The 26,880-nt window shown below is 63.7% G+C and carries 22 protein-coding genes and 1 other RNA gene; 7 read left to right on the top strand and 16 right to left on the bottom strand.

Translation table 11 applies throughout. From position 1 onward, the window contains the following. The 11 genes from FHP89_RS17215 to FHP89_RS17165 all read right to left on the bottom strand — a co-directional run. A partial coding sequence (locus FHP89_RS17215; protein WP_144179936.1) for a biotin/lipoyl-containing protein occupies window positions 1-1,032 on the bottom strand: 1,032 nt, incomplete at its 3' end. Window positions 1,033-1,098: 66 nt separating this feature from the next. Beyond that, complete coding sequence (locus FHP89_RS17210) at window positions 1,099-2,280, bottom strand: cystathionine gamma-synthase family protein (RefSeq protein WP_144179938.1); 1,182 nt, start codon at window positions 2,278-2,280, stop codon at window positions 1,099-1,101. Window positions 2,281-2,357: 77 nt separating this feature from the next. Continuing rightward, window positions 2,358-3,350: a N(2)-acetyl-L-2,4-diaminobutanoate deacetylase DoeB gene (gene doeB / locus FHP89_RS17205; protein ID WP_144179940.1), complete on the bottom strand. Its 993-nt coding sequence runs from the start codon at window positions 3,348-3,350 to the stop codon at window positions 2,358-2,360. A 5-nt stretch (window positions 3,351-3,355) separates the two neighbouring features. After that, window positions 3,356-4,543, bottom strand: coding sequence for an ectoine hydrolase DoeA (gene doeA / locus FHP89_RS17200; protein ID WP_144179942.1), 1,188 nt, complete (start codon window positions 4,541-4,543; stop codon window positions 3,356-3,358). A gap of 47 nt (window positions 4,544-4,590) precedes the next feature. Beyond that, window positions 4,591-5,778, bottom strand: a complete 1,188-nt coding sequence (gene doeA, locus FHP89_RS17195) for an ectoine hydrolase DoeA (RefSeq protein ID WP_144179945.1) — start codon at window positions 5,776-5,778, stop codon at window positions 4,591-4,593. A 9-nt stretch (window positions 5,779-5,787) separates the two neighbouring features. Beyond that, complete coding sequence (locus FHP89_RS17190; RefSeq protein WP_144179948.1) at window positions 5,788-6,777, bottom strand: cyclodeaminase; 990 nt, start codon at window positions 6,775-6,777, stop codon at window positions 5,788-5,790. A gap of 134 nt (window positions 6,778-6,911) precedes the next feature. Further along, entirely contained in the window at window positions 6,912-8,306 is a 1,395-nt protein-coding gene (ehuR, locus tag FHP89_RS17185; protein ID WP_144179950.1) for a MocR-like ectoine utilization transcription factor EhuR, read from the bottom strand. A gap of 33 nt (window positions 8,307-8,339) precedes the next feature. Then, window positions 8,340-9,314 (bottom strand): hydroxyectoine utilization dehydratase EutB, encoded by a 975-nt coding sequence (eutB, locus tag FHP89_RS17180; RefSeq protein ID WP_144179953.1) that lies wholly within the window; start codon window positions 9,312-9,314, stop codon window positions 8,340-8,342. Next, the gene (locus FHP89_RS17175; protein WP_144179956.1) at window positions 9,311-10,075 is read right to left on the bottom strand and encodes a maleate cis-trans isomerase family protein; all 765 of its coding nucleotides are present in this window, start codon (window positions 10,073-10,075) and stop codon (window positions 9,311-9,313) included. The genes eutB and FHP89_RS17175 overlap by 4 nt, the downstream gene beginning before the upstream one ends. Window positions 10,076-10,247: 172 nt before the next feature. Continuing rightward, complete coding sequence (locus FHP89_RS17170) at window positions 10,248-11,528, bottom strand: TRAP transporter large permease (RefSeq protein WP_144179959.1); 1,281 nt, start codon at window positions 11,526-11,528, stop codon at window positions 10,248-10,250. An 11-nt stretch (window positions 11,529-11,539) separates the two neighbouring features. Further along, entirely contained in the window at window positions 11,540-12,109 is a 570-nt protein-coding gene (locus FHP89_RS17165) for a TRAP transporter small permease (protein ID WP_144179962.1), read from the bottom strand. Window positions 12,110-12,508: 399 nt separating this feature from the next. On the opposite strand from FHP89_RS17165, the gene dctP reads away from it, so the two are divergent. Beyond that, on the top strand, window positions 12,509-13,531 hold the full coding sequence (dctP, locus tag FHP89_RS17160; protein WP_144179965.1) for a TRAP transporter substrate-binding protein DctP: 1,023 nt from the start codon (window positions 12,509-12,511) through the stop codon (window positions 13,529-13,531). A 257-nt stretch (window positions 13,532-13,788) separates the two neighbouring features. On the opposite strand, the gene ssrA is transcribed toward dctP, so the two are convergent. The 5 genes from ssrA to FHP89_RS17135 all read right to left on the bottom strand — a co-directional run bounded on the left by ssrA (window position 13,789) and on the right by FHP89_RS17135 (window position 17,760). Further along, window positions 13,789-14,164: a transfer-messenger RNA gene (gene ssrA, locus FHP89_RS17155) on the bottom strand. A 52-nt stretch (window positions 14,165-14,216) separates the two neighbouring features. Next, window positions 14,217-14,876, bottom strand: a complete 660-nt coding sequence (gph, locus tag FHP89_RS17150) for a phosphoglycolate phosphatase (protein WP_144179968.1) — start codon at window positions 14,874-14,876, stop codon at window positions 14,217-14,219. Beyond that, window positions 14,869-15,564, bottom strand: a complete 696-nt coding sequence (gene ubiG, locus FHP89_RS17145; RefSeq protein WP_144179970.1) for a bifunctional 2-polyprenyl-6-hydroxyphenol methylase/3-demethylubiquinol 3-O-methyltransferase UbiG — start codon at window positions 15,562-15,564, stop codon at window positions 14,869-14,871. Before ubiG ends, gph begins: the two co-directional genes overlap by 8 nt. 94 nt (window positions 15,565-15,658) lie before the next feature. Further along, window positions 15,659-16,375, bottom strand: coding sequence for an OmpA family protein (locus FHP89_RS17140; RefSeq protein ID WP_144179972.1), 717 nt, complete (start codon window positions 16,373-16,375; stop codon window positions 15,659-15,661). 59 nt (window positions 16,376-16,434) lie between these two features. Beyond that, window positions 16,435-17,760, bottom strand: a complete 1,326-nt coding sequence (locus tag FHP89_RS17135) for a TRZ/ATZ family hydrolase (protein ID WP_144179975.1) — start codon at window positions 17,758-17,760, stop codon at window positions 16,435-16,437. A gap of 214 nt (window positions 17,761-17,974) precedes the next feature. Here FHP89_RS17135 and gyrA point away from each other — a divergent pair, with 214 nt between their 5' ends. The 6 genes from gyrA to FHP89_RS17105 are packed head-to-tail and all read left to right on the top strand — an operon-like array spanning window position 17,975 to window position 26,824. After that, entirely contained in the window at window positions 17,975-20,650 is a 2,676-nt protein-coding gene (gene gyrA, locus FHP89_RS17130) for a DNA gyrase subunit A (RefSeq protein WP_144179978.1), read from the top strand. Further along, entirely contained in the window at window positions 20,650-21,747 is a 1,098-nt protein-coding gene (gene serC / locus FHP89_RS17125; RefSeq protein WP_144179981.1) for a 3-phosphoserine/phosphohydroxythreonine transaminase, read from the top strand. Before gyrA ends, serC begins: the two co-directional genes overlap by 1 nt. Then, window positions 21,747-22,829 (top strand): prephenate dehydratase, encoded by a 1,083-nt coding sequence (pheA, locus tag FHP89_RS17120; RefSeq protein WP_391525834.1) that lies wholly within the window; start codon window positions 21,747-21,749, stop codon window positions 22,827-22,829. The genes serC and pheA overlap by 1 nt, the downstream gene beginning before the upstream one ends. Window positions 22,830-22,888: 59 nt before the next feature. Further along, entirely contained in the window at window positions 22,889-23,986 is a 1,098-nt protein-coding gene (gene hisC / locus FHP89_RS17115) for a histidinol-phosphate transaminase (RefSeq protein WP_144179984.1), read from the top strand. Then, on the top strand, window positions 23,986-24,879 hold the full coding sequence (locus tag FHP89_RS17110; protein ID WP_144179987.1) for a prephenate dehydrogenase: 894 nt from the start codon (window positions 23,986-23,988) through the stop codon (window positions 24,877-24,879). The genes hisC and FHP89_RS17110 overlap by 1 nt, the downstream gene beginning before the upstream one ends. A 19-nt stretch (window positions 24,880-24,898) precedes the next feature. Then, window positions 24,899-26,824, top strand: coding sequence for a bifunctional 3-phosphoshikimate 1-carboxyvinyltransferase/cytidylate kinase (locus FHP89_RS17105; protein WP_144179990.1), 1,926 nt, complete (start codon window positions 24,899-24,901; stop codon window positions 26,822-26,824). Window positions 26,825-26,880: the final 56 nt, after the last annotated feature.

The following is a 26,880-nucleotide window of genomic DNA, read 5'->3' as shown; positions in this document are numbered from 1 at the left end:
GTGATTCGGGTCGAGGAAGTGGCCGTAGCCACGCACCATGTCGACCTTGCGGCCTTTGGCCATGCCGGCCAGACCGCCGGTGAGCTTCCCGACCACGCCTTCCTTGTGCTTGCGCAGGGCGTCGAGATCGACCGTGGGCTTAGCGAAGCTCACGCCCGCGCCACCCATGTGCTGGGCCTCATCCATCACCGCGGCCACGTGCAGCAGGGCTTTGGAGGGGATGCAGCCGACGTTGAGGCAGACGCCGCCGAAGGTGGCGTAGCGCTCGACGATGACGGTTTTCAGGCCGAGGTCGGCCGCGCGGAAGGCGGCAGAGTAACCCCCCGGGCCGGCGCCGAGGACGAGCATGTCGACCTCGATGTCGGCACCCCCGGCATGCGAGGCGGCTGCGGGGGCAGGGGCCGTCGGTAGGGCGGGTTTCAACCCGCCATCGACTGGTTGGCCGGCTGAAGCCGGCCCTACGGCAGCGCCAGCCGCGGCGACCTTGATCAGCACCGAGCCTTCGGAGACCTTGCTGCCGAGTCCCACCACGACTTCCTTGACCACGCCAGCGGCAGTGGAGGGGACGTCCATGGTGGCTTTGTCGGACTCGAGCATGGCGATCGCGTCATCGACGGCGATGGTGTCGCCGACTTTAACGTAGAGCTCGATCACCGGCACGGAATCGAAATCACCGATGTCGGGCACTTTGACTTCGACCACGCCACCACCGGCAGCGGCCGGCGCGGCGGCCGGTGCGGCTGCGGGGGCCGGGGCTGCGGCTGCCGCCGGAGCGGCCGCCGCGCCCGCGCCGGCGGCGTCGACAACGATCAGCACGCTGCCTTCGGCCACACGGTCGCCCAGGGCGACTTTGACTTCCTTGATCACACCGGCGACCTCGGACGGGACGTCCATGGTGGCTTTGTCGGACTCGAGCGTGACGATGGGGTCATCGACGGCGATGGTGTCGCCGACCTTGACGTAGAGCTCGATCACCGGCACATCGGCGTAATCGCCGATATCGGGGACTTTGACTTCCTGCAGTTCACTCATGCGGGCTCCTCCCCCTGCCACGCCGCACGGGCGGGGCAGGGGTGACGGAATGGTTGGGACGGCGGATCAGATTTTCGCCAGCGCCTGCTCCAGGTCGGCCACCAGGTCGTCGCCGTTCTCGATGCCGGCCGAGTAGCGGATGAGGCTCTCGGGGATGCCGGCGTTGGCGCGTTCCTGCTCGGTCAGCTCGACGTGGCTGGTGGTGCGCGGCGGGCCGACGAGGGTGCCGACGGAACCGAGGCTGGCCGCCTTGTGAGCGTACTTGAGGTTCTCCAGCACGGTCACCACGTTCTCGAAGCCGCCCTTGAGCGAGAAGCTGAGCATGCCGCCGAAGCCGCGCATCTGTTTCTTCGCGATGGCGTGGTTCAGGTGCGTTTCCAGGCCGGGGTAGAAGACCTGGTCGACCTTCGGGTGCTGCGACAGGAAGGTGGCGACCTTCATGGCGTTTTCGTTGTGGCGCGCGATGCGCAGCTCCAGCGTCTTCATGCCGCGCAGGATCATGTAGGCCGACTGCGGATGCAGGGTGGCGCCGGTGATCTCGCGGTAGTGGAAGATCTGGTCGATCAGTGCCTTCTTGCCGACGGCCAGGCCGCCCATCACGTCCGAGTGGCCGTTGAGGTATTTGGTGGCGCTATACACGACGACGTCGGCACCGAGGCTGATCGGGCGCTGGTTGATCGGCGTGGCGAAGGTGTTGTCGACCACCACGATGGCGCCGTGTTCGTGCGCCACCTTGGCGAGGCGCTCGATGTCGACGATCTTCAGCGTGGGGTTGGTCGGCGTCTCGAGGTAGAGCACCTTGCAGCCCTTCTTGACCTCGCGCTCGATGGCGTCGAAATCGCTGGTGTCGACCATGCATACGTCGACCTTCATCTGCGGCAGGAACTTGATGAAGATCTTGTTCGAGCCGCCGTAGGTGTCCTTGATCGCCACCACGCGGTCGCCCGGGCCGAGCAGGGTGAACAGCGTGTTGCTGATGGCGGCCATGCCGGTGGAGAAGCTGGTGGCTTCTTCGCCGCCGTCCATGAGGCGGATCTTCTCTTCGAGCGGGCGCACCGTGGGGTTGGTGTTGCGCGAGTAGATGTGGCCTTTCTTCTTGCCCATGCCGACCTGGTGCCATTCGTCCATGTCGTCATAGCCGAAGGTGACGGAATTGTAGACGGGCAGGCAGATGGCGTTCTCGGCGAACAGGTGTTCTTCGCCGGCCCAGACCGATGCCGTTCCGGTGTGGTTTTCGTAGTCGTTCATTGCAGTCTCTCCTTGGTCGGATGTGCGTCCCGGCCGGTGCCGTTCGGACGGTGTTGAATATGAATTGGGGGTCGGGGTCAGCCGACCACGTCGGCGATTACCGCGAGGGTGTCGCCGACGCTGATGAGGCCGGGGAAGTGCCGTGCCGCGAGAATGCCGCCGCGTGCGGCGCGATACTCGACCGGTGCGCTGCCGGTGCGCGTCACGTCATACACCCGGCCGACCACATCGCCGGTGTTCACCGGATCACCGAGGTCGACGCACATCTCGAGCAGGCCGTCGTGCGTCGAGGCGACGTAGCAGTCGCCGTCGGGCATGTCGAGCTTGATCGATTGACGCTGCGAGGCCTCGCCCTGGCAGATGCCGCAGTGGATCAGGAAGTCGCGCACGCCGCGCTCGGCGATGGCGATGCTCCTGGCGGTCGCCGTGCCGCCGCCACCGAGCTCGGTGGAGACGAACACCTTGCCGGCCTCTTCGGCCGCGGTGTCGAACATGCCGACGCTGTCGAGTTCGAGCATGTGCATTGAGTAGGGCGCGCCGAAGGCATCCATGGCCATCTGGCAACGCGCTTCCTGTGCCTTGTCGTCGAGCACATGGATCGCCGCGAAGGGCAGGAAGTCGAGCGTCTTGCCGCCGGAATGGATGTCCAGCACATAGTCGGCCAGCGGCAGCAGGTGGCGCTGGATGTAGTCGGCAATCTTCTCGGTCACCGTGCCGTCGGGCTTGCCGGGAAAACTGCGGTTGAGGTTGCCCTTGTCGATCGGCGAGGTGCGCGTGCCGGCGCGAAAGGCCGGAAAGTTGAGAAAGGGCACGATGATCACGCGGCCGCGCACCTGCTCGGGCGTGAGCGTGTCGGTGAGCTTGCGCAGCGCCACCGCGCCTTCGTACTCGTCGCCATGGTTGGCGCCGGTGAGCAGCGCGGTGGGGCCGCTGCCGTTGCGCACCACGGTGACCGGAATCATCACCGCCCCCCAGGCGGCGGCATCGCGCGAATAGGGCAGCTTGAGAAAGCCGTGCTGCACGCCGTCGCGGTCGAAGTCGACGGTCGGGCTGATTGGTGAGGGTTTCATGACACTCACTCCTTGACGAACAGTTTGCGCGGCGTCGTGCACAGGGGCTCGACGCCGGTGTCGGTGATGAGGATGCTTTCGGTGATCTCCAGGCCCCAGTCGTCTTGCCACAGGCCGGGCATGAAGTGGAAGGTCATGCCGGGCTCGAGCACGGTGGTGTCGCCGGGGCGCAGGCTCATGGTTCGCTCGCCCCAGTCGGGCGGGTAGCTCGCGCCGATGGGGTAGCCGCAGCGGCTGGATTTGTCGATGCCGTAGCGCTTGAGCACGGCGAAGAAGGCGTTGGCGATGTGCTCGCAGGTGTTGCCGGGTTTGGCCGCATCGAGGCCGGCCTCGATGCCTTCGATGATCGCTTTTTCGGCCTCGATGAAATGCTTCGGCGGGCGGCCCAGGTACACCGTGCGCGACTGCGGGCAGTGATAGCGCCGGTAGCAGCCGGTGATCTCGAAGAAGGTGCCCGAGTCGGCCGGCATGGGCGAATCGTCCCAGGTCAGGTGCGGGGCGGCGGCGTCGGCGCCGGTGGGCAGCATCGGCACGATCGACGGGTAGTCCCCGCCGTGGCCTTCGGCGCCCATGATGGCGGTCGAATAGATCTGCGCCACCAGCTCGTTCTTGCGCATGCCCGGCTCGATCACTTCGACGATCTTCTCGTGCATCTTCTCGACGATGCGCGCGGCGATGCGCATGTAGGCGATCTCCTGCGGCGACTTGACCGCGCGCTGCCAGTTCACCAGGGCGTTGGTGTCGACGAACGTGGCCTGCGGCAAGTGCTTTTGCAGCGAGGCGAAGGCGGCCGCGCTGAAGTAGTAGTTGTCCATCTCCACGCCGATGCGCTTGGTGTGCCAGCCGCGCGCGGTAATCACCTCGGTGGACAGGTAGTCCATCGGGTGGCGTTCGGTGGACATCACATAGTGGTCCGGGTAGCGGATGATGCTCTCGGGCGCGATGTAGGCGGTGCGCGCCGCGCCGTTGCCGTCCATGCCGCGGCCGAACCACAACGGCTCGCCCTCCAGCGCGACCAGCACGCACTGGTGCACATAGAAGGACCAGCCGTCGTATCCGGTCAGCCAGTTCATGTTGGCCGGGTCGGTGACGATCAGCAGGTCGACGCCGCGCTGGGCCATGGCGGCGCGGGTCTTGGCCAGGCGCTGGGCGTACTCGCTGCGTGTGAAGGGCAGTTTGACTTCAGTGGTCATCTCGTTTGTCTCCCTTGATCGGGGTGGTTCGATCCGTCCGCCCGCGATCAGGGCTTGACGAACAGTTTGCGTGGCGTGGTGCACAGGGGCTCGACGCCGGTGTCGGTGATGAGGATGCTTTCGGTGATCTCCAGGCCCCAGTCGTCTTGCCACAGGCCGGGCATGAAGTGGAAGGTCATGCCGGGCTCGAGCACGGTCTGGTCGCCGGGGCGCAGGCTCATCGTGCGCTCGCCCCAGTCGGGCGGGTAGCTGGCGCCGATGGGGTAGCCGCAGCGGCTGCTCTTGTCGATGCCGTAGCGCTTGAGCACGGCGAAGAAGGCGTTGGCGATGTGCTCGCAGGTGTTGCCGGGTTTGGCCGCGTCGAGGCCGGCCTCGATGCCTTCGATGATGGCTTTTTCGGCCTCGATGAAGTGCTTCGGCGGGCGGCCCAGATACACCGTGCGCGACTGCGGGCAGTGATAGCGCCGGTAGCAGCCGGTGATCTCGAAGAAGGTGCCCGAGTCGGCCGGCATGGGCGAGTCGTCCCAGGTCAGGTGCGGGGCGGCGGCGTCGGCGCCGGTGGGCAGCATCGGCACGATCGAGGGGTAATCACCGCCGTGGCCCTCGGCGCCGAGGATGGCGGTCGAGTAGATCTGGGCGACCAGTTCGTTCTTGCGCATGCCCGGCTCGATGACCTCGACGATCTTCTCGTGCATCTTCTCGACGATGCGCGCGGCGATGCGCATGTAGGCGATCTCCTGCGGCGACTTGACCGCGCGCTGCCAGTTCACCAGGGCGTTGGTGTCGACGAACGTGGCCTGCGGCAGATGCTTTTGCAGCGAGGCGAAGGCGGCGGCGCTGAAGTAGTAGTTGTCCATCTCCACGCCGATGCGCTTGGTGTGCCAGCCGCGCGCGGTAATCACCTCGGTGGACAGGTAGTCCATGGGGTGGCGTTCGGTGGACTGCACGTAGATATCGGGGTAGCCGACCCTGTTGTCGGGCGCGAGCCAGGTGGTGAGGCGGGCGCCGTTGGTGTCCTGGCCGCGGCCGAACCACACCGGCTCGCCGTCCAGCCCGAGCAGCACGCACTGGTGCACATAGAAGGACCAGCCGTCGTAGCCGGTGAGCCAGTGCATGTTGGCCGGGTCGGTGACGATCAGCAGGTCCACGCCCTTTTTTGCCATGGCGGCACGGGTCTTGGCCAGGCGCTGGGCGTACTCGCTGCGCTCAAAGGGGAGGCGGAGGGCGTGTGTCATGTGCCGGGCTCAGGACGCGAATGACAGACCCAGGCCGCGCTCGATGGCGCGTGCGTAGGTGAAGTTGGCAATGGCGGTGTCTTGTGCGCCGGTGCCGGTCAGGTCGCACAGGGTGACCTCGTCGGCACGCGTGCGACCCGGGCGCTGCGCGGCGATGACCTGACCGAGTTCGGCCGGTTGCGCGTCGGCGGCGACCGTGCCGGCGTCGATGGCGTGATGCAGTTCGCCGAGCACGCGGACCTGGCTCACCCGGTCGCACACATAAGTGCAGGCGGCCAGCGCGTCGGGGGCGATCTCGTTCTTGTGTTCGGCGTCCGAGCCCATGGCGGTGATGTGCAGGCCGGGGCGCAGGTGGCGGGCCTGGATCAGTGGCTCGCGGCTCGGCGTGGTGGTGATGGCGACATCGGCCTCGGCCATGGCGTGATCGATATCGGTGCACGGGGTGATGGCAATGCCCAGTTCGCGCCCGATGTTGTCGGCAAAACGCTGCGCGGCGTCACTGTGCGGTGCCCAGACGGTGGCCGAGGTGATCTTGCGCACCAGCGTCAGCGCCTTCAGTTGCAGCCGGGCCTGCTCGCCGGCACCGATGACGGCGGCGCGATGGGCGTCCTCGCGGGCCAGCCAGCGCGCGGCGACAGCGCCGGCGGCGGCGGTGCGCACGGCGGTGAGGTAGCCGTTGTCGAGCAGCAGCGCTTCGAGGATGCCGGTGCGGGCCGACCACAACATCATCATGCCGTTGAGGCTCGGCAGGCCGAGTTTCGGGTTGTCGAAGAAGCCGGGGCTGACCTTGATGGCGAAGCTGTCGAGGCCCGGCAGGTAGGCCGTCTTGACGTCCACCTCGCCGTTGTACGCATGGATGTCCAGACGCAGGATCGGCGGCATGATCACATCCTCGGTGGCGAGGATGCGGAAGGCCTGCTCGATGCAGTCGATGGCCGCCAGATCCAGCGTGACGCTGGCGCGCAGGTCCTTCTCGTTCAGCAAAATGACATTCGACATACCGCCCTCTTTGCGTTGCAGGCCTGAACGAACGGGTTCAGGTCATTGCAATCAAGTGTAGGGCGTGGAATTTGGCTTTCTTTTGTCCTAGTGCATTGCCGCGGATATTGGTGCGGGGTGCCGCATGGGCGCGCTCAGAGCGTGGCGTGGACGTGGGGGTATTGCTGAAACACGCTGCGCAGGGTGGACAGGGCCGAATGCATGCGCACGTCGCTGCCTTCGGCGCCCAGGCAGATGCGGATCGCGTCGGGTCGCGGGGTGCCAAGGACGAGGAAGGGGTCGGGCAGGGTGACCGCGATATGGCTGTTGCGCAGTTGCTGTGCGAGCGCGTCGAGCCGCCAGTGCTGGGGAATGCGCAGCCACGCCGAGAGGGATTCCGGATGGCTGCCGAGGCGGTAGTCGCCCAGCACTTCGAGCACCATGTCGTGTCGGCGGCCGAGGCGCTCGCGCTGGATCTCGATGAGGTGATTGGCAGTGCCGTCGGCGATCCAGCGGGTGGCAATTTCGGCCATTAGCGGCGTGGCCATCCAGCAGTTGACGCGCAGGATGCTCTCGACGCGCAGGGCCATCTTCTTCGGCATGCTCAGATAGCCGGTGCGCAGGCCGGTGAGCACCGATTTGGTCAGGCTGGTGCAATAGAAGCCGAGATCGGGGATATGGTTGGCGATCGGTTGTGTTCGCCTGGACAGCAGCGGGCCGAAGACGTCATCCTCGATCACATACACCCCGTAGCGGTTGGCGATGCGGGCGATCGCACGCCGCCGTGCATCCGGCATGATCGAGGAGGTGGGGTTGTTCAGGTTGGGCGTGGTGACCAGTGCGGTGACACGTTCGTTGGCGCACATCTCTTCGAAGTGGTCGGGCTGGATGCCGTATTCGTCGGTATCGAGGCCCTTGAGCGTGAAGCCGAGCACCTGCGCGGTGCCGATCACGCCGTGGTCGGTGATGTTCTCGCTCAGCACCACGTCGCCGGGGCTGACCAGCGAGGCGAGCGCGAGAAAGATGGCGTGCGAGGCACCGTTGGTGATCAGCGTGGTTTCGACGCGGGCCTCGTGCCCCAGCGAGGCCATCCACTCGACGCCGGCCGCGCGGTGGTATTCGAAGCCGGCGATCGGCCGGTAGGCGCGCATCCATGGCTGGTCGACCTGGGTGGCCAGATCGGCGCAGGCCTTGCGCCACAGGCGGCCGTGCTCGGCGGTGTGAACGATGCGCACGATGGAGAAGTCGATCAGCGCGCGCTCGGCGCGGTCGAGCATGTAGGTGGCGACCTTTTCAGTGACGCGCTTGGCGACGAAGCTGCCACGCCCGACCTCGCAGCGGATCAGGCCGTGCTGCTCCAGCTCCTTGTAGGCATTGGTGACGGTCTGCACGCTGATGCCCACCGCCAGGCTGACCTGGCGTTGCGGTGGCAGGCGCACGCCTTCCTTGAGCACGCCGCTGTCGATGTCCCGTGTGATCGCCTCGACGAGCACCTTGTACTTGGATTCGCCGCTGCGTACCGCGTCGAGTGCCTTGCGCCATTGCTCCATACCGATGACTCCCGGACCGAAGGGGCTGGTCGTTCAGGTCTCCATGCCGCACACGATGCGGCGGTGGAGCGCCATGTCGATGTTCGCGCCGCTGACCAGGATGGCCGTCGTGCCGGTGGTCTTGAGGCGTCCTGAGAGCAGGGCGGCGATACCGACCGAGCCACTGCCTTCGATGATGATCTGTTCCTTGGTGTAAGCATGACGGATGGCCGCGGCGATGTCTTCCTCGGTGACCAGCACCACATCGTCCACCAGCGTCTGCGCCATCCGGAAAGTGTAGCGGTTGTCCAGACCAATGCCGCCGCCGAGCGAGTCGGCCAGCGTTTCGAGCTCCTCGACCTGCACCGGCTTGCCGGCGGCCAGACTCGCATGCATGGCGCAGCCGCGCTCCATGGTGACGCCGATCACGCGGATCTGCGGTGACGCGCGCTTGAGCGCCAGCGCCACGCCGGCCAGCAGCCCGCCGCCGGACAGCGGCACCAGCACGGTGTCGAGGCCTGGCAGATCGTCGAGCAGTTCGAGGCCGACGGTGCCCTGGCCGGCGATGATGTCGGGGTGGTCGAAGGGCGGCAGCAGCGTCAGGCCCTCGTCGCGGATCAGGCGGGCCACCTCGACCTCGGCCTCGTCCTGGCTGTTGCCGACGATATGCACCTCGGCGCCGAGCGCGCGGATCGCCTCGACCTTGTTGGATGGCACCAGCTTCGACATGCAGATCACCGCGCGCACCCCGAGCTGATGCGCGGCATAGGCCAGCGCGCGGCCGTGGTTGCCGGTGGACACGGCGATCACGCCACGGGCACGGGCGTCGTCATCCAGGCAGAGCAGCGCGTTGGTGGCGCCGCGCAGCTTGAAGCTGCCGGTGATCTGGCGACATTCGAGCTTGAGATGCACCTCGCCGCCGGTGTGTTCCGAGAGGCTGGGCGAGCGGACCAGTTGGGTGTGCAGTATGTGGCCGCGCAGCCGGTGGCGGGCGCGGTAGATGTCGATGGGGCGGATATCGTCGGTCATGAGGCACCTTGTGCGAGGGTTCGAAACAGGCGACCCGGCGCCACTGCGCCGGCGCCCTGGCCGGTGAGATGCAGCGCATGCCAGGCGATGGCCTGATTGCTGGTGACCACCGGGCGGCCGAGTTTCGCCTCGAGCCGCTCGACGGCACGGCTCGAGCGCAGTGCCGTGCATGAGATGAACAGCGCGTCGGCGTCGTCGGCCATCGCCGCGACGCCGGCATCCACCAGCGTGTCGGGGTGCAGCGCGGTCATGGCGTAGTCGTCGTCCATGTCCAGGCCCGAGACGTTGAGCACCTCAAGGCCGCGGCTGGCGTAGTACTCGCCCAGCGCGCGATTGACCTCGGCGCGGTAGGGCGTGAGGATCGACACCCGCTTCGCGCCCAGGTGAGCGAGCGCCGCCAGGCTGGCGGTGACCGGCGTGGTCTGGTGGCGGCAAGGCCGCGCGCGGGCGATCATCGCCAGCGTTTCGGCCTCGCCCAGGGCGATGGTGCCTGAGGTGCAGCCATACACCACCACATCGAGCGCGAGCCCGGGTAGCAGGTCTCGGCCGGCACGGGGCAAGTCGTCGGCGACGCGGCGCAGCGCCTCGAGGCTCATCGGGTTTTCGTGACGCACCCGGTTGCTGTAGAGGCCGACCGTGTCGGGCAGCATGCGGCGCAGGTCGGCCTCGCTGCACAGGTCGGTGGCCAGCGCCAGCAGGCCGATCCGCGCCTGCTCGGGCGGTGTCATCGGGTCGTGGTGCGGGAGGATGTCGATTCTCAATTCGGGCTCCGGGCTCAGAACGTGTGAATAAATCTACTGTGCGTGCCGTTTGCTGTGTTGCTCACTTGCTCACTCCTCGCCTATCTATTTGATATGTCTCGTCGTTCGCTCGCGCAGTTGCCAAATGCGGCCTTGCACTCGGTCCTGCTCGCAACGATCTCTTCACACGTTCTCAGTGGAAGGCGAGCCGTGGCAACAGCAGCGCGATGTCGGGCACCAGCACCAGCAGCAGGGTGGCGAACAGTAGGATGATGATGAACGGCGGCGTGCCGGCGATCACCTCAAGGTAGGGTTTGCGGAAGATTGCGCAGGCCGTGAAGATGTCGCAGCCGAAGGGCGGCGTGCACGAGCCGATGGCCATCTGCAACGTGACCAGCGTGCCGACCAGCACCGGATCGATGCCCGCGGCATTGACCAGCGGCATGAAGATCGGTGTGAGGATGAGCGTCACCACGATCGGGTCCACAAACATGCAACCGATGAAGAAGGACAGCGAGATCACGAACAGGATGGTGTAGGGGCCGGCGTCGGCCAGACCGATCGAGGCGATCAGTTGCTGCGGCAGCTGGGCGAAGGAGATGATCCACGAAAAGGCCGCGCCAGTGCCGACCAGCACGAACACGATGCCGGTGATCAGGCCGGTGGAGTAGGCGATGCGCGGGATGTCCTTGAGCTTGACCGCGCGGTAGATGCACACCTCGAGGATGAAGGCGTAGAGCACCGCGATGGCGGCCACCTCGGTGGGGCTGAAGTAGCCGGCATACAGCCCGCCGATGATCAGTACCGGGAACATCAGTGCGAGCACTGCCTTGCGCGAGGCGCGAAGGCGGTCGGCCCAGCCGATGCGCGGGGCCAGCGGAATCTTGTGATGCCATGCGTACCACACCGAGTAGGCGCTGAACAGCACCAGGATCAGCAGGCCCGGCCCGATGCCGGCAAGGAACAGCTCGCCGATCGACACCTTGCCGACGATGCCGAAGACGATCATGCCGATGCTGGGCGGGATCAGGAAGGCGATGTCGGAGGCGTTGATGATCAGCGCGGTGGTGAAGCGGTCGTCGTAGCCCGCCTGCAGCATGCGCGGGCGGATCGGGCCGCCGATGGCCACCACGGTGGCTTGAGTGGAGCCGGAAATCGCACCGAACAGGGTGCACGCCACGGCGGTGGTGACCGCCAGGCCGCCCTTCACATGGCCGAAGAAGGTCATCGCCAGATCGAGCAGCCGGTTGGCAGTATGCCCGCGGGTGACGATGTCGGCGGCGAGAATGAACATGGGCACGGTGATCAGTGCCACCGGGCTGATGCCGCTGATCATCTGCTGAACGATGATGTCCGACTTGAGCATCGGGAAGTAGACGAAGAAGCCGACGAAGGTCGCCACCAGCATCGGGACGAGCATCGGATAGCCGAGCAGCAGCAGGACCAGCATGACGAGAATAATCGTGAGAGCCATTGTCGTGTTCCTCAGACGGTGGGCATGTCGACGTCGTCCTGCTCACGCACATTGGCTGCGAGGTAGGCGTCGTCCTTGCTGCGCAGGTTGGCGGCAGAGGCGAGTACGAACTGCAATGCGGCAATACCGAGGCCGAGCGGCAGCCAGACCAGGGTGATCCACATCGGCACCTGCATGGCCGGTGTCACCCGGCCCAGGCCCTGAACGCGCAGGATGTAGGTGGCCGCGTACCACGCCAGGGCGGCCAGGACGATCGCCGTGGTTGACTGGATGAAGGCGAACATCCAGCGGCGGTATTTGAGCGGCAGCATGTCGGTGAGCGCCGACATGCGGATGTGCCGCCCCTGGCGAGCGGCTGCGCTGGTGCCGACGAAGGTGACGAGGACGATGAGGAACTGGTTAAGCTCTTCAGCAAAGAACAGGCTGGAGCTGAAGCCCAGCCGGACGACCACATTGCCGATGGTATTGACGGCCATCAGGATGACCGCGCCGGCTAGCAGTATTTTTTCGAGGCGGGCGAGCGCGCGATCGACTCGGCGCGCGCCGCGCAACACGATGCCGCCTTCGGACATTGAGTCCATGGGTATTCCTCCTTCGGCGTTGAGCTGCGGGTACTACTGGCGGTCACATCGCTTTTTGTTTTTGTGACCTGAGCAGTCTAGCGGCATGTGAAAGTGCGCCAGATTGCTCTAGAACAATATTGTTCCGGGTCAAAATCGCCATCGCCCTGCAGCAATTTTCCGGCTTCATGGCGGCCCCAGCGCGAGGCACGCGCCTCACACGGTCAGGAAATCCGGCGCGTGACCGGCGGAGGGCGCTGGACAGCGGAGGCCGGAGAGCGGGGTGCGTTGTCTGCACTTTGTATTGTTCTAGTGCATTCGGCGTCGTATCGCGACGTTGTAATCTGGACTTCGAGTCGCCATGCAGCAAATCGTGGCTGACCGACAGACTGCCTGATAACGAGGAAGGAGACACCCACCATGGCATTCACCGGAAAATTCAAGACCCTGCTTTGTGGCGCCACGCTGGCGCTGGCGGCGATAAGCAGCGCCAGCGCCGCCGAATGGAAGTTTGCCGTCGAGGAGAGCCCGGGCGACGTCCAGACGCTTTACGCGGAAGAGTTCAAGCGCCTCATCGAGGAGCGCACCGGCGGCAAGACTACCGTGACGGTGTACACCTATGGTCAGCTGGGTAACGAAAATGACCTGACCGAACTGACGGCGGGCGGGGCGATCCAGTTCTCCAACGCCTCACCGGGACACCTGGGGACTTTCGTGCCTGAGGTTCAGGTGCTCAGTCTGCCGTATTTGCTGCCGGAGTCTGATGCCGCAAAGGGTAAAGTGCTTTCGAGCAGTCCGGCGCTCTATGACTCGCTGGCAAAGGACTTCGCGAGCAAAGGTCTCAAGCTGTTCACCGTCTATCCTGAAGGCGAGATGGTGTGGACGACCAAAAAAGCCGTACGCACACCGGAAGATCTGAGTGACGTGAAGTTTCGTGTAATGACTTCGCCAATTCTCATCGAGCAGTTCAAGCTGTATGGTGCCAACCCGGTTGCGTTGCCTTGGGGCGAGATTTACAGCGGCCTGCAGATGAACGTGATTCAAGCGCAGGTCAATCCGCCGTTCTTCATCGAGAGCGCCAAGTTCCATGAAGTGACCACCCATTTGATCTATACGGGCGATGTCGAGTACACCACCACGGTGGTGGCCAATGCTGACTTCTGGAACGGTTTGAGCGAACAAGACAAAACCATGCTCAACGAGGTGCGCGAGCAATTGCAAACCTTCATCCTGGCCAAACAGAAGGAGAAGAACGCCGCTGCGCTAGCGAAAATGCAGAAGGATAATCCGAAGCTTACGGTCATCCGTTTGACCGACGCGGAGCGCGAAGTGTTTCGCAAGCGCGTGAAACCCTTGAACGCTAAACTGGTTGAAATGGTGGGGGGGCGTAGCGGGAAAATCCTTGAGCAACTTCAGGCGGACGTTGCCGCGGCATCGAAGTAAGCGTCCGTTGCGAGGCGCCAGGGCATGTCAATCGCCCGGCTGGAGTGAGCGCAACACTCCCAACGCCTGACTGATGTCCGTCGCCAGATCTGCAAAGCACAAGGCCCGTATCGAATGATCGGGCCTTGTTTTTTTGGTTATCGGCGGACGGGCTTGGAGATAGATTCGTGGTTCAAACTGGTCTTGAAAATAAAAAAAGCCAGAACGCCCGACTGAGCGTTCTGGCCTTCTTTCAGGGCCCTTTCGGACCCCTGTGTTGGTGGAGCCGGGGGGAATCGAACCCCCGTCCGCAAGCCCTCCACAATGAGCTCTACATACTTGTCCCGTCTATTTGGATTTAATCACGGGGGTTGGCCGACGGACGGGCCGTCCCGCAACGAGTTACCTTGGTTTTAGGAGATGCGCCAAGTAACCCGACGCATCCACGAGTTCCTGTAAATGACACTGCAAGACGGGATTTTCACCCCATCATCCGACCCAGGAACCTGTCGGGGCAGCGCCCACCGGGATTAAGCGGCGAGTGCGAAACGCTTGTCGTTGGCGTTTAGTTTGTTTCCAGCTGATTTACGAGGTAACTGGACCTCGGTATGCACTCAATTGCTTTGCGACCCACGTCGAAGCCAAGTCGGCCCCTTGAAGTGCTACATGGGGACTATAGCCCCTGACTTCAAGCCCTTGCAGTCTATCATGAGTTTTGAAGGCGGACGTGAAGTAGCGCCTCGGGCGTGTCGACAATCCAGTCGGCGCCCCATGTTTCGATCGGGTGGTCGACCCCCAGATACCCCCAATTGGCGGCGGCCGTGGGCATGCCGGCGGCTTTTCCGGCGGTGATGTCTCGCAGGTCGTCACCGACGTAGAGGGTTCTGGCGGGGGAGACGTTCAGCGCCTGGCAGGCAAACAGGAGGCTGTCCGGGGCGGGTTTGGGGTTTGGGGTGGTGTCGCCACTGACAACGCAGGCTGCGCGCGATCCCAGCGGGAGTGCATTGACGAGCGGCTCGGTGAAGCGCCTGGGTTTGTTTGTGACGATGCCCCATGGCGTACCCGCGGCTTCAAGGGCGCAGATGAGTGTTTCGATGCCAGGGAAGAGTCTGGACCCGACACACAGGGCGTTGGCGTAGTGGGTCAGGAAGCGCTTCGCCAGTTCGGGGAATTGGTTGGAATCAGGTGTGACGCCGTAACCGATGCGCAGCATGCCCCGGGTGCCGGATGAAGTGTGGGGTCGGAGTGTCGCGAGTGGCAGTGCTGGCAGGCCGTCTTCGGCCAGCAGTACGTTGAGTGCGCCCCCGAGATCGGGCGCCGTATCGGCAAATGTGCCGTCGAGGTCGAACAGGACGGCCTCAAACATGGCGCCGGGTGTGCATCAGGTAGTTGACGTCGGTGTCCTTGCTGAGGGCGTAGGCGCGTGTCAGCGGGTTGTAGGTCAGGCCAGTCAGTTCGCCAAGCGCCAGGTCGTTTGATCGACAGTGCCGAGCCAGTTCCGAGGGTTTGATGAATTTTGCGTAGTCGTGCGTGCCCCGCGGGAGCATGCGGAGGAGGTACTCGGCGCCGATGACGGACAGCAGATAGGATTTCGGATTGCGGTTGAGCGTCGAAAAAAACACATGGCCGCCGGGTTTGACGAGTGCGGCGCATGCTTTGACGATGCTGGCCGGGTCGGGGACGTGCTCGAGCATTTCCAGGCAGGTGACGGCGTCGAACTGGGCGGGCATTTCGACTGCCATTGCTTCGGCGCTGATGAGCCGATAGTTGACGTTGAGGCCGGATTCGTGGAGATGGAGTTTGGCGACGCTGAGCGCTTTTTCGCCCAGGTCGATTCCGGTGACTTGGGCGCCACGCGCTGCCATGCCTTCGGAGAGCAGGCCGCCGCCACAACCGACATCCAGCACGACTTTGCCTTGCAGGGGGAAGAGGCTGTCGATCCAGTCCAGGCGTAGCGGATTGATTTCGTGGAGCGGTCGGAACTCCGATTCGGGGTCCCACCAGTGGTGGGCCATGTCGCCGAATTTCTGAAGTTCGGAGGGGTCTGCGTTCATGGCGAAAGGCTTGCGAAATATAGGGTGGCGAAACGATAGCATGAAAAGAAAAAGCCCCGCGGTTGCGGGGCTTTTTCAGTCGAAGCGGGCCGAATTACTTGGAGCCGATAACTTCGATTTCAACGCGACGATCCGGCTGCAGGCAGTCGATCAGGGCCTTGCGGCTCTTCTGGTTGCAGTTGGTGGTCACGGGCTGGGATTCGCCCTTGCCTTCGGTGTAAACACGGTTGGCTTCAACACCTTTGCTGACCAGGTACTGCTTGACAGCAGCAGCACGCTTCTCGGACAGCTTCTGGTTGTAAGAAGCGGAACCCAGACGGTCGGTGTGACCAACAGCCAGGATCACTTCCAGCTTCAGAGAACCGGCTTCAGCAGCCAGTTTGTCCAGCTTGCCTTTGCCTTCTGCTTTCAGGACGGCCTTGTCGAAGTCGAACAGCGCATCTGCGGCCAGCTTGACCTTGTTTGCAGTGGGCTTGGGTGCCGGCGCCGGAGCGGCCATCGGCTTGGTAGCGGCAGCCATCGGGGCTACGCACTTGTCTTTCGGGACGATGTCGCCATCACACCCGCAGCCAACCGGGAACTCGCCAGCCAGGACGCTGGAAGCGGCAGCCGGGCTCCAGTAGCCGGTGCGCCAGCACAGGTTGGTGCCACTGCGAGCAACGACGTTACGACCGTCGATCACGTAGGGGATGTCACCTTGGCCAGTCACTGTGATGTCACCGTGGTTATCGGCCATGACTGCCGACGCGGAGACACTAAGTGCGGCAGCGGCGGCCGCCATGATGAGATGCTTTTTCATTTGTTTGATCATATGTTCCTCGTCACAGGGCAAGGTTGAACGGTGAAAGTTCCGCGGTCTTTGTCGCGGTACTAGTCGAAACGACTACCGACCTTATTCTGCCATACGCGTGCAACGCCAAGCAATTCATTGTCTGCTTTTTGCAACACTTGTTTATTGGAAACACGCGCCTGTCCAGCAATCCAGACGTCCGACACATGTTCGCGGCCTGCGCAATATACAAGATGTGAGGCGGGGTCAAAGCAGGGTTGTGTTTCAAATGGTGACAGATCGACGGCGCAGAGGTCGGCCCACTTGCCAACTTCGATGCTGCCGATGTCGTTTTCCTGCCCCAGAGCCTTGGCGCCATGGTGTGTCGCCATGCGCAAGGCGGTTTTTGCTGGGATGACGGCGGCGTCCTGTGTGCTGACTTTGGCGAGCAGCGCGGCCATGCGCATTTCCTGGAAGATGTCGAGCCGGTTGTTGCTGGCGGCGCCGTCGGTGCCCAGCCCGATCGGAATGCCGTGGGCGAGTGCGGTGGCCACCGGGGCGATGCCGGAGGCGAGCTTCATATTGGAGGTGGGGCAGTGCGCGAGGGCGCAACCGTGTCGCGCGAGTGTCTCGATTTCGCTCGGCGTGAGATGCACAGCATGGACGCCGATGAGTTGGCTTTCGACCAAGCCGAGGCGGGCCAGGCGTTCGAGCGGACGTTCGCCGTATTGTTTGAGGCTGTCTTCGATTTCCTGTGCAGTTTCGTGAATGTGAATATGAATCGGCAGGTCCAGTTCGTTGGACAGGCTGACGATGCGCGAAAAGGTGGCGTCGGAGACGGTGTAGGGGGCGTGGGGAGCCAAAGCGAATCGCACCAGCGGGTTGCCTCGCCAGGCGTCGCGCGCAGCGAGTCCTTTGCTGAGGTATTCGTCGGCGCTGGCGGCGTAGGAGGTTGGGAAGTCGATGGCGGTAATGCCGATGACGCAGCGCATGCCCAGGGCGTCGAAGGAGGCGGCCGCAGCGTCGGGGTAGAAGTACATTTCATTGCAGGTGGTGATGCCGCCGCGCAGCATCTCTGCCGCGGCCAGCAGGGTGCCGTCGCGCACGAAGGCCGGGCTGACGTGTTTGGCCTCGGTGGGCCAGATCGCCGTTTGCAGCCAGGTCATCAGAGGCAGGTCGTCGGCAATGCCGCGCATGAGCGTCATGGCGGCGTGCGTGTGCAGGTTGATCAGGCCCGGGATGAGTACATGATCGGGCAGGCGGGTTTCGGTGGTGGCGTGGTAACGCTCCCGCGCGATATTGCTGGGCAGGACGGCGACGATGCGCCCCTTGTGTACTGCGACGCTGTGATGTTCCAGCGTGGCGTCGGAGGCATCGACGGGGATTACCCAGCGGGCGCTGATCAGCAGGTCGACCTGTTCGCTCATGGCGTCTGTTCGCTCAGGGATTGATAAGTGGAGGTGGCATTCAAGCCCGGCGTTCGATAAAGATCAAGTCGGGCGCGGCGCGCCGGGGTGTGGTCGTGTTGGGGGTCTGTGCTCTGAGGTGGTGTGACGTCGCTGTCAGAGGGGGAGAAGGCGGGGCGCGACGTGGTAAGATTTCCCTCTTTTGAATGCCGCCTTTTCAGGCCCGCTGACAGCCATGGATCAATTCGCAAAAGAGACCCTTCCGATCAGCCTTGAGGAAGAGATGCGTCATGCCTACCTCGATTACGCGATGAGCGTGATCGTGGGGCGGGCGTTGCCGGACGCAAGGGACGGTCTCAAGCCGGTGCACCGGCGTGTGCTGTTTGCCATGCACGAGGCCAATAATGCGTGGAACCGGCCCTATGTGAAGTGTGCGCGGGTGGTGGGTGAGGTGATGGGTAAGTATCACCCGCACGGCGACTCGGCCATTTACGACACGCTGGTGCGCATGGCGCAGAATTTTTCACTGCGCTACATGCTGGTCGATGGTCAGGGCAACTTCGGCTCCATCGACGGCGACAATGCGGCGGCGATGCGTTATACCGAGTGCCGCCAGGCGCGTGTGGCCAGCGAGTTGCTGTCGGATATCGATAAAGAGACGGTCAATTTCGTCCCCAACTACGATGGCAAGGAACGCGAGCCGGCGGTGCTGCCCGCGCGGATCCCGAATCTGCTGATCAATGGTTCGTCGGGTATCGCCGTGGGTATGGCGACCAACATTCCGCCGCACAACCTGCGCGAGGTGATCGACGCCTGCTTGTTGTTGCTGAATGAGCCGGACACCGATATTGAAGAACTGATCAAGATCGTCAAGGCGCCCGACTTCCCGACGGCGGCCCTGATTTACGGTCTTTCCGGTGTGCATGATGGTTACCGCACCGGCCGCGGCCGGGTGGTGATGCGCGCGCGGACGCACTTTGAAGACCTTGAGCGCGGCAATCGCCAGTCGATCATCGTCGACGAGATGCCGTACCAGGTGAACAAGCGCTCGGTGCTTGAGCGGATCGCCGAGCTGGTCAACGAGAAAAAGATCGAAGGCATCTCCGAGATCCGCGACGAGTCGGACAAGTCCGGCATGCGCGTGGTGATCGAGCTCAAGCGTGGCGAAGTGCCCGAGGTGGTGCTCAACAACCTGTTCAAGCAAACGCAGCTTCAGGACACCTTCGGCATGAACATGGTGGCGCTGGTTGATGGCCGCCCGAAAGTGCTGAACCTGCATCAGCTGCTCGATTGCTTCTTGCAGCACCGTCGCGAAGTGGTCACGCGTCGCACCATTTACGAACTGCGCAAGGCCCGCGAACGCGGCCATGTGCTCGAGGGTTTGGCGGTTGCGTTGTCGAACGTGGACGAGGTGATCGCGCTGATCAAGGCGGCGCCGACGCCGGCCGAAGCCAAGCAGGGCCTGATGACCCGCATCTGGCGCTCGCCGCTGGTCGAAGAGATGCTGGCACGTGCCGTGGCCGATCGCGACAGTTTCCGCCCGGCCGGTCTGCCGCCAGAATTTGGCTTGCAGGACAATGGCTACCGCATGTCCGATGCGCAGGCGCAAGCCATTCTTGAACTGCGCCTGCAGCGGCTGACCGGTCTGGAGCAGGACAAGATTCTGTCGGAGTACCGCGAGGTGATGGAAACCATCTCCGACCTCCTCGACATCCTGGCGCGGCCCGAGCGTGTGACCAGCATCATCGCGGAAGAATTGGCGGCGGTGCGCGAACAATACGGCGACGAGCGCCGCTCGGAGGTCGTCATGGACACCTCCGATATCAATATAGAAGACCTGATCGCGCCCGAAGACATGGTGGTGACCTTGTCGCACACCGGCTACTTCAAACGCCAGCGTCTGGCCGACTACCGGGCCCAGCGGCGCGGCGGTCGGGGCAAGCAGGCTACGGCCATGAAGGACGATGATTTCATCGACCGCCTGTTCGTAGCCAACACCCACGATACGATCATGTGCTTCTCGAACCGCGGCCGCGCTTACTGGCTGAAGGTGTACGAGGTGCCCGAAGGCACGCGCAACTCGCGCGGCAAGCCGATCGTGAACCTGTTCCCGCTGTTCGAGGGCGAGAAGATCACCGCCGTGTTGCCGGTCAAAGCCTTTGATGAGGACCACTTCGTCTTCATGGCGACCTCGCGCGGTACGGTCAAGAAAACGCCGCTGTCCGACTTCTCCAATCCGCGCAAGGCCGGCATCATCGCGGTCGGGCTGGACGAGGATGATTACCTCATCGGCGTGTCGATTACCGATGGCCAGTGCGATGTGATGCTGTTCTCCGATGCCGGCAAGGCGGTGCGTTTTGCCGAAACGGATGTGCGCCCGATGGGCCGCACGGCGCGCGGTGTGCGCGGCATGATGCTCGAGTCGGGTCAGCAGGTGATCAGCATGCTGGTGGCCGACGACGAAAGCTGGTCGGTGCTCACCGCTACGGTCAATGGCTACGGCAAACGCACCCCGATCGGCGAATACACCCGCCATGGTCGCGGCACCAAGGGCATGATCGCCATCCAGTCTTCCGAACGCAATGGCAAGCTGGTCGGCGCCGTGCTGGTCAAGCCTGAGAATGAGATCATGCTGATCTCCACTGGTGGCGTGCTGATTCGCACCAAGGTCGAGCATATTCGCGAGATGGGCCGTTCGACCCAGGGCGTGACGCTGATCTCGCTCGACGATGGCACCTATCTGGCGGGTATCGAACCGGTGGCTGAAACCGAAGATGACGATGCGTTTTTCGATGAAGCCTTGGACGTGACCGAGAGAGTCGAGGGCGCCGCAGCAGCAGTGGATGCGCCGACCGAGACGGACGGGGCCGCCGAGGCCCCATCGGAAGACGGCGCAGACGGAGCAGAGTGATGTCCCGCGTGTTCAATTTCAGCGCCGGTCCGGCGGCGCTGCCCGAGTCTGTGTTGCGTCGCGCGGCCGAAGAAATGCTTGACTGGCACGGCACGGGCGTGAGCGTGATGGAAATGAGCCATCGCAGCCCGGCCTTTCAATCGATCTACGATCAGGCCGAAGCCGATCTGCGCGAGCTGCTGGCGGTGCCATCGAATTATCGCATCCTGTTCATGCAGGGCGGCGCGATTGCCGAAAATGCGCTGGTGCCGATGAACCTGCTTGGCGACAAAGCCGGCGCCGACTACGTGGTGACCGGTTCCTGGTCGGCCAAATCTCAGAAAGAGGCGCGGCGCTATTGTGATGTGAACATCGCGGCGGCGACCGAAGCCGGCGCTTACAACACCGTGCCCGCCCTGAGCGACTGGCGCCTGTCGGACGACCCCGCCTATCTGTTTGTGTGCACCAACGAAACCATCGATGGTGTCGAGTTCGGCTTCGACCCCGATCTGCGCACCATCGGCCGCGGCGAGGTACCGGTGGTGGCTGACGTGTCGTCGCACATCCTGTCGCGCAAGGTGGACGTGTCGCGCTACGGCGTGCTGTTTGGCGGTGCGCAGAAAAACATCGGGCCAGCCGGGCTGACCATCGTCATCGTGCGCGAGGATCTGCTCGGCCGTGCCCACAAGGATTGCCCGTCGGCCTTTGATTACAAGCTGGTGGCCGACAACAACTCCATGTACAACACACCGCCGACTTACGCGATCTACATCGCCGGGCTGGTCTTCCAGTGGCTGCGCGCCCAGGGCGGTGTCGAGGCCATCGAGGCGATCAATATCCAGAAGGCTGATCGGCTCTATGGCTTCATCGATCAGAGCAGCTTCTACCAGAACCGTATTGACCCGCGCTATCGCTCGCGCATGAATGTCCCGTTTTTCCTGGCCGACGAGTCGCGCAATGCCGCGTTTCTCGAGCAAAGCTCGGCCGCCGGTCTGGTGCAGTTGAAAGGGCATAAATCAGTCGGTGGCATGCGTGCCTCCATTTATAACGCGATGCCGATGGCCGGCGTCGAAGCGTTGGTCGAGTTCATGCGGGACTTTGAAAGGCGGAACGGGTGATGGCTGAAGGGATGAGCGAAGAGCAGGAACTGCTCAAACTGCGCAACGAAATCGACGCGATCGACGACGCATTGCTGGCCAGCATCTCGCGCCGCGGCAAGCTGGCCCAGCGGGTGGGTGAGATCAAGCAGGGCAATATCTATCGCCCCGAGCGCGAAGCTCAGGTGTTGCGACGCCTTGCCGACGAAAATCCCGGGCCCTTGCCGTCGACCGCGGTTCAGCGGATTTTCCGTGAGCTGATGTCAGCCTGTCTGGCGCTCGAGCAGCCGCTCAAGGTGGCCTATCTCGGCCCCGCGGGCACCTTCTCGGAAAGCGCCTCGCGAAAGCACTTTGGTAGCGCGCCCACCTTCATGCCCATGCTCGCTATCGATGATGTGTTCCGCTCGGTTGAAGCCGGCAGTGTCGACTACGGCGTGGTGCCGGTCGAGAATTCCACCGAAGGGGCCATCGGCCGCACGCTCGACCTGCTGTTGCTTAACCCGCTCAAGATCTGCGGCGAGGTCAAGCTGCGCATTCACCAGCACCTCATGTCCAAGGCCGACGGCCTGGGCGCAGCGCGGCGAGTCTATTCGCATGCGCAGAGCCTGGCGCAGTGTCAGGAGTGGCTGAACCGCAATCTGCCCTCGTTGCCGCGTGTGCCCGTGGCCAGCAATGCCGAAGCGGCGCGGCTGGCGGCGGAAGACCCCGAGTCGGTGGCCATTGCCGGCGAAGCCGCGGCCGAACTGTATGGTCTGAACATTCTGGCCGGCAATATCGAAGACGACCCGAATAACACCACGCGCTTCCTAGTGATCTGCCAGCATGACGCGGGTCCGTCCGGCAAGGACAAAACCTCGCTGGTGTGCTCGACGCCCAACCGCGCCGGCGCCATGCACCGCCTGCTTCAGCCGCTGGCCGAGCATGGGGTGAGCATGAGCAAGCTGCAATCGCGTCCGGCGCGTTCTGGCCTGTGGGAATACGTCTATTACATCGACTTTGAAGGCCACCAGAGTGAGGCGAAAGTGGTCGCAGCCCTGGCCGATCTCGAGCGCAACGCGAGCTTCGTGAAGGTGCTGGGTTCCTACCCGGTGGCCGCGCTCTGAAGGCCGAGGCGCAGCAGGACAAACACAAACAAGAAAAGCACTATTCAGGAGACGTCGTCATGCCAATCGCCGATCGGGCGCCGGACTACATTCGGGCCATTTCTCCCTATCAACCGGGCAAGCCGATTTCCGAGCTGGCGCGCGAGATGGGCTTGGTCGAGGCGAGCATCGTCAAGCTCGCCTCGAACGAGAACCCGCTCGGCATCAGTCCGATGGCCAAAGAGGCCATTGCGCGGGCGCTCCTCGAGCTGGCCCGCTACCCGGACGGCAATGGCTTCGCGCTGAAGGCCGCGTTGTCGGAACGCACTGGCGTGCCGATGAGCGGCATTGTGCTGGGCAACGGCTCGAATGACGTGCTTGAGCTGGTGGCACGCACTTTCCTGACGCCGGGCTCGGAAGCGGTGTTCTCCGAACATGCGTTTGCGGTCTATCCCTTGGCGACGATGGCGGTCGGCGGAAAGCCCGTCGCCGTGCCCGCCAAGGATTTCGGCCACGATCTCGACGCCATGGCGGCCGCCGTGACCGACAAAACTGGCGTGATCTTCATCGCCAACCCCAACAATCCGACTGGCACTTTCCTGCCAGGGCCGCAGATCGAGGCCTTCCTCGAGAAGATCCCTGAGCGGGTGCTGGTGGTGCTCGACGAGGCCTACACTGAATACCTGTCAGACGACGATCGCTACGATGCCATCGGCTGGCTGGCGCGTTTCCCGAATCTGCTGGTGTCGCGCACCTTCTCAAAGGCGTATGGGCTGGCTGGTTTGCGGGTCGGGTATGGCTTGGCGCACCCGAGCGTGATTGATCTGCTCAACCGGGTGCGTCAGCCGTTCAACGTCAATAGCCTGGCTTTGGCGGCCGCGACCGCCGCGCTGGCGGATGAAGAGTTTCTGGCCAAGAGTGCGGCCCTCAACCGTCGGGGCATGGCGCAATTGACCGACGCGTTCCGCGCCATGTCGCTGGAATGGATTCCGTCCTGGGGCAACTTTGTCACGGTCAAGGTGGGGGATGGCGATGCGATCAACCGCAAGCTGCTGGCGCAAGGCGTGATCGTCCGCCCGATCGCCGGCTATGGCATGCCGCAATGGCTCAGGGTATCGATTGGTCTGCCCGAAGAAAACGCCCGATTCATCTCGGCCTTGCAGCAGGCACTGAGCTGATGGATGTATTGCCAGAGGCGCCGATTCGACGGCTGGTGGTGTGCGGCGTCGGCCTGATCGGCGGCTCGTTTGCGCTGGCCTTGAAGTCGGCCGGAATGGTGGAGCGGGTGGTCGGTGTCGGGCGCACGCAAGCCTCGCTGGAGCGTGCGAAAACGCTCGGCGTGATTGATGAAGTCGCGCTGGATTGGGCAACGGCCCTGAGCGGCGCCGACTTCGTGCTTCTGGCCATGCCGGTCGGTCAGGCCAATGCGGTGATGGCGGCCATGGCGCCGCATCTGGCGCCCGGCACTATTGTGACTGATGCCGGCAGCACCAAGCGCGATGTGATCGAGGCTATTTACGCGCATCTGGACGCTCACCTGTCGCATGTGGTGCCTGCGCATCCGATTGCGGGTGCTGAAAAAAGTGGTGCCGACGCGGCGTTTTCGACGCTCTATCGTGGGCGCAATGTCGTTGTCACGCCCTTGCCAGAGAATGATCCGGCGGCGGTGGCGCGGGTGCGTGCAGTCTGGGCCGCTTGCGGTGCGTCGTTGCGTGAGATGAGCCCGCAAGACCACGATCGCGTATTTGCCGCGGTCAGCCATCTGCCGCATTTGCTGGCCTTTGGCCTGGTGCATGATCTGGCCGGGCGTGCCAATGCCGAACAGCTCTTCAGTTTTGCCGCGAGTGGCTTTCGTGATTTCACCCGCATTGCCGGCAGCCACCCTGAAATGTGGCGGGACATCTGCATGGCCAATCGCCACGCGCTCACGGCCGAGCTCGATCAGTATCTGGGCGAGCTGGCTTATCTGCGCGCGCTCTTGATGTCGGGCGATGGCGCCAGTCTCGAAACCCTGTTTGGCGAGGCGCGCGAGGCGCGCAACCGCTGGGCCGAGAAAACCTTTCCTTCTTGATTGATACGGATGTCGCAACGTGGAAACCCTTGATCTTGCCCCGATGATCCGGGCCGCGGGCACGGTTCGCCTGCCGGGCTCGAAAAGCATCTCCAACCGGGTGCTGCTGCTGGCTGCGCTGGCCGACGGGCAGACCCGAGTGCACGACTTGCTGCAATCAGACGATACCGAGCGCATGCTCGACGCGCTGCGCACGCTGGGCGTGCCGTGGCAGCACGACGCGGGCGCTGACTGCTTTGTGGTCGACGGCGTGGCCGGGCGCTTCCCGGTGGCCGACGCCGATTTGTTTCTCGGCAATGCGGGCACGGCGTTTCGTCCCTTGACCGCTGCCCTGGCCTTGTCGGGCGGCGACTACCGGCTGTCGGGCGTGGCACGCATGCACGAGCGGCCGATCGGCGATCTGGTGGATGGCTTGTCGCAACTGGGCGCCGCGGTGACCTACACCGGCAACCCGGGCTACCCACCCCTGACGATCGGCAAAGGGACGATTTGCGCCGGCGGAACCGTGTCGGTGCGTGGCGATGTGTCCAGCCAGTTTCTGACCGCCTTGTTGATGGCCGCACCGCTGACTGGCGTTGCCGTCCATATTGAAGTCGTTGGCGAACTGATCTCCAAGCCTTACATCGAGATCACCTTGAATCTGATGGCGCGTTTCGGCGTGCAGGTCGAGCGTGAAGGCTGGCAGCGATTTACCGTGCCCGGCGGCGCGCGCTATCGCAGCCCGGGTGACATTCACGTCGAAGGCGATGCCTCGTCGGCCTCGTATTTCCTGGCTGCCGGTGCGATGGGCGGCGGGCCGGTGCGTGTCGAGGGGGTGGGGCGCAACAGCATTCAGGGCGATGTGCGCTTTGCCGAAGCGCTTGAGCAGCTTGGCGTGCAGATCACCATGGGCGAGCACTGGATCGAGGCGAGTGCGCCTGCCAGCGGCCGACTCAAAGCCTTCGACATGGATCTCAACCACATCCCAGATGCCGCGATGACGCTGGCGGTGATGGCGGTGCGCTGCGATGGCCCGTGTCATTTGCGCAATATCGCCAGCTGGCGGGTCAAGGAAACCGACCGGATTGCCGCGATGGCCACCGAGTTGCGCAAGATCGGTGTCGAGGTCGAGGAATTCGACGACGCGCTGCGCGTCACGCCACCGCAGACGCTGCGCCATGCCGCCATCGACACCTACGACGACCATCGCATGGCGATGTGTTTCTCGCTGGTCACCTTGGCGGGCACCGGCGTCACCATCAATGACCCGGCCTGCGTGAACAAAACCTTTCCTGGCTATTTCGACGCCTATCGCAGGATTGCTTTGCCCGTCCCTGTCGTTGCCATTGATGGCCCATCGGCGTCGGGCAAGGGGACGGTCGCGGCGCGCGTGGCCGAGTCGCTGGGTTACCACTATCTCGACAGCGGTTCGCTCTATCGCTTGGTGGCGCTGGCGACGATTCGCGGTGGTGTGACTGACGACGCAGCAATCGCGGCGGTGGCAGAGGCCCTGCCGGCCGAGTTCGTGGGCGGGAAAATCCTGCTCTCGGGTGCGGATGTGACCGACGCGATCCGTAGTGAAGAATGCGCCGCCATGGCCTCCAAAGTGGCCGCCATTCCGGCGGTGCGCGATGCCCTGCTGGAGCGCCAGCGCGCCTATCGCCAAGCGCCAGGCCTTGTGGCGGAAGGGCGCGATATGGGGTCGGTGATTTTTCCGGATGCATCCAGCAAATTCTTTCTGACCGCTTCGGTCGAGGCGCGGGCACAACGGCGCTATAAGCAGTTGATGGAAAAGGGTTTGCCTGCTAACATTGACAGTCTTTCTCAGGAGCTTTCCGAGCGTGATGCGCGAGACGCGGCGCGAAGTGTGGCCCCTTTGAAAAAACTGCCGGACGCAGTGCTTGTTGAAACCTCAGACATGACGGTTGATGAAGCAGTCCGGTTTGTGGCCGAGCGCATCGCCTGAGCGGCGCGCCGGCTCAAACGTATTCCGGCCCTCTGGCCGGTGTGTTTATTAACTAA

It is taken from the genome of Denitromonas ohlonensis, from assembly GCF_007625205.1.
GTDB lineage: Bacteria > Pseudomonadota > Gammaproteobacteria > Burkholderiales > Rhodocyclaceae > Nitrogeniibacter > Nitrogeniibacter ohlonensis.
This window is presented reverse-complemented; position numbering and strand designations above follow the sequence as displayed.

Coding starts and splice junctions, on each gene's coding strand:
- FHP89_RS17210 (WP_144179938.1), bottom strand. CDS start 2,280: ATGAACGACTACGAAAACCACACCGGAACGGCATCGGTCTGGGCCGGC.
- doeB (WP_144179940.1), bottom strand. CDS start 3,350: ATGAAACCCTCACCAATCAGCCCGACCGTCGACTTCGACCGCGACGGC.
- doeA (WP_144179942.1), bottom strand. CDS start 4,543: ATGACCACTGAAGTCAAACTGCCCTTCACACGCAGCGAGTACGCCCAG.
- doeA (WP_144179945.1), bottom strand. CDS start 5,778: ATGACACACGCCCTCCGCCTCCCCTTTGAGCGCAGCGAGTACGCCCAG.
- FHP89_RS17190 (WP_144179948.1), bottom strand. CDS start 6,777: ATGTCGAATGTCATTTTGCTGAACGAGAAGGACCTGCGCGCCAGCGTC.
- ehuR (WP_144179950.1), bottom strand. CDS start 8,306: ATGGAGCAATGGCGCAAGGCACTCGACGCGGTACGCAGCGGCGAATCC.
- eutB (WP_144179953.1), bottom strand. CDS start 9,314: ATGACCGACGATATCCGCCCCATCGACATCTACCGCGCCCGCCACCGG.
- FHP89_RS17170 (WP_144179959.1), bottom strand. CDS start 11,528: ATGGCTCTCACGATTATTCTCGTCATGCTGGTCCTGCTGCTGCTCGGC.
- FHP89_RS17165 (WP_144179962.1), bottom strand. CDS start 12,109: ATGGACTCAATGTCCGAAGGCGGCATCGTGTTGCGCGGCGCGCGCCGA.
- dctP (WP_144179965.1), top strand. CDS start 12,509: ATGGCATTCACCGGAAAATTCAAGACCCTGCTTTGTGGCGCCACGCTG.
- gph (WP_144179968.1), bottom strand. CDS start 14,876: ATGTTTGAGGCCGTCCTGTTCGACCTCGACGGCACATTTGCCGATACG.
- ubiG (WP_144179970.1), bottom strand. CDS start 15,564: ATGAACGCAGACCCCTCCGAACTTCAGAAATTCGGCGACATGGCCCAC.
- FHP89_RS17140 (WP_144179972.1), bottom strand. CDS start 16,375: ATGATCAAACAAATGAAAAAGCATCTCATCATGGCGGCCGCCGCTGCC.
- FHP89_RS17135 (WP_144179975.1), bottom strand. CDS start 17,760: ATGAGCGAACAGGTCGACCTGCTGATCAGCGCCCGCTGGGTAATCCCC.
- gyrA (WP_144179978.1), top strand. CDS start 17,975: ATGGATCAATTCGCAAAAGAGACCCTTCCGATCAGCCTTGAGGAAGAG.
- serC (WP_144179981.1), top strand. CDS start 20,650: ATGTCCCGCGTGTTCAATTTCAGCGCCGGTCCGGCGGCGCTGCCCGAG.
- pheA (WP_391525834.1), top strand. CDS start 21,747: ATGGCTGAAGGGATGAGCGAAGAGCAGGAACTGCTCAAACTGCGCAAC.
- hisC (WP_144179984.1), top strand. CDS start 22,889: ATGCCAATCGCCGATCGGGCGCCGGACTACATTCGGGCCATTTCTCCC.
- FHP89_RS17110 (WP_144179987.1), top strand. CDS start 23,986: ATGGATGTATTGCCAGAGGCGCCGATTCGACGGCTGGTGGTGTGCGGC.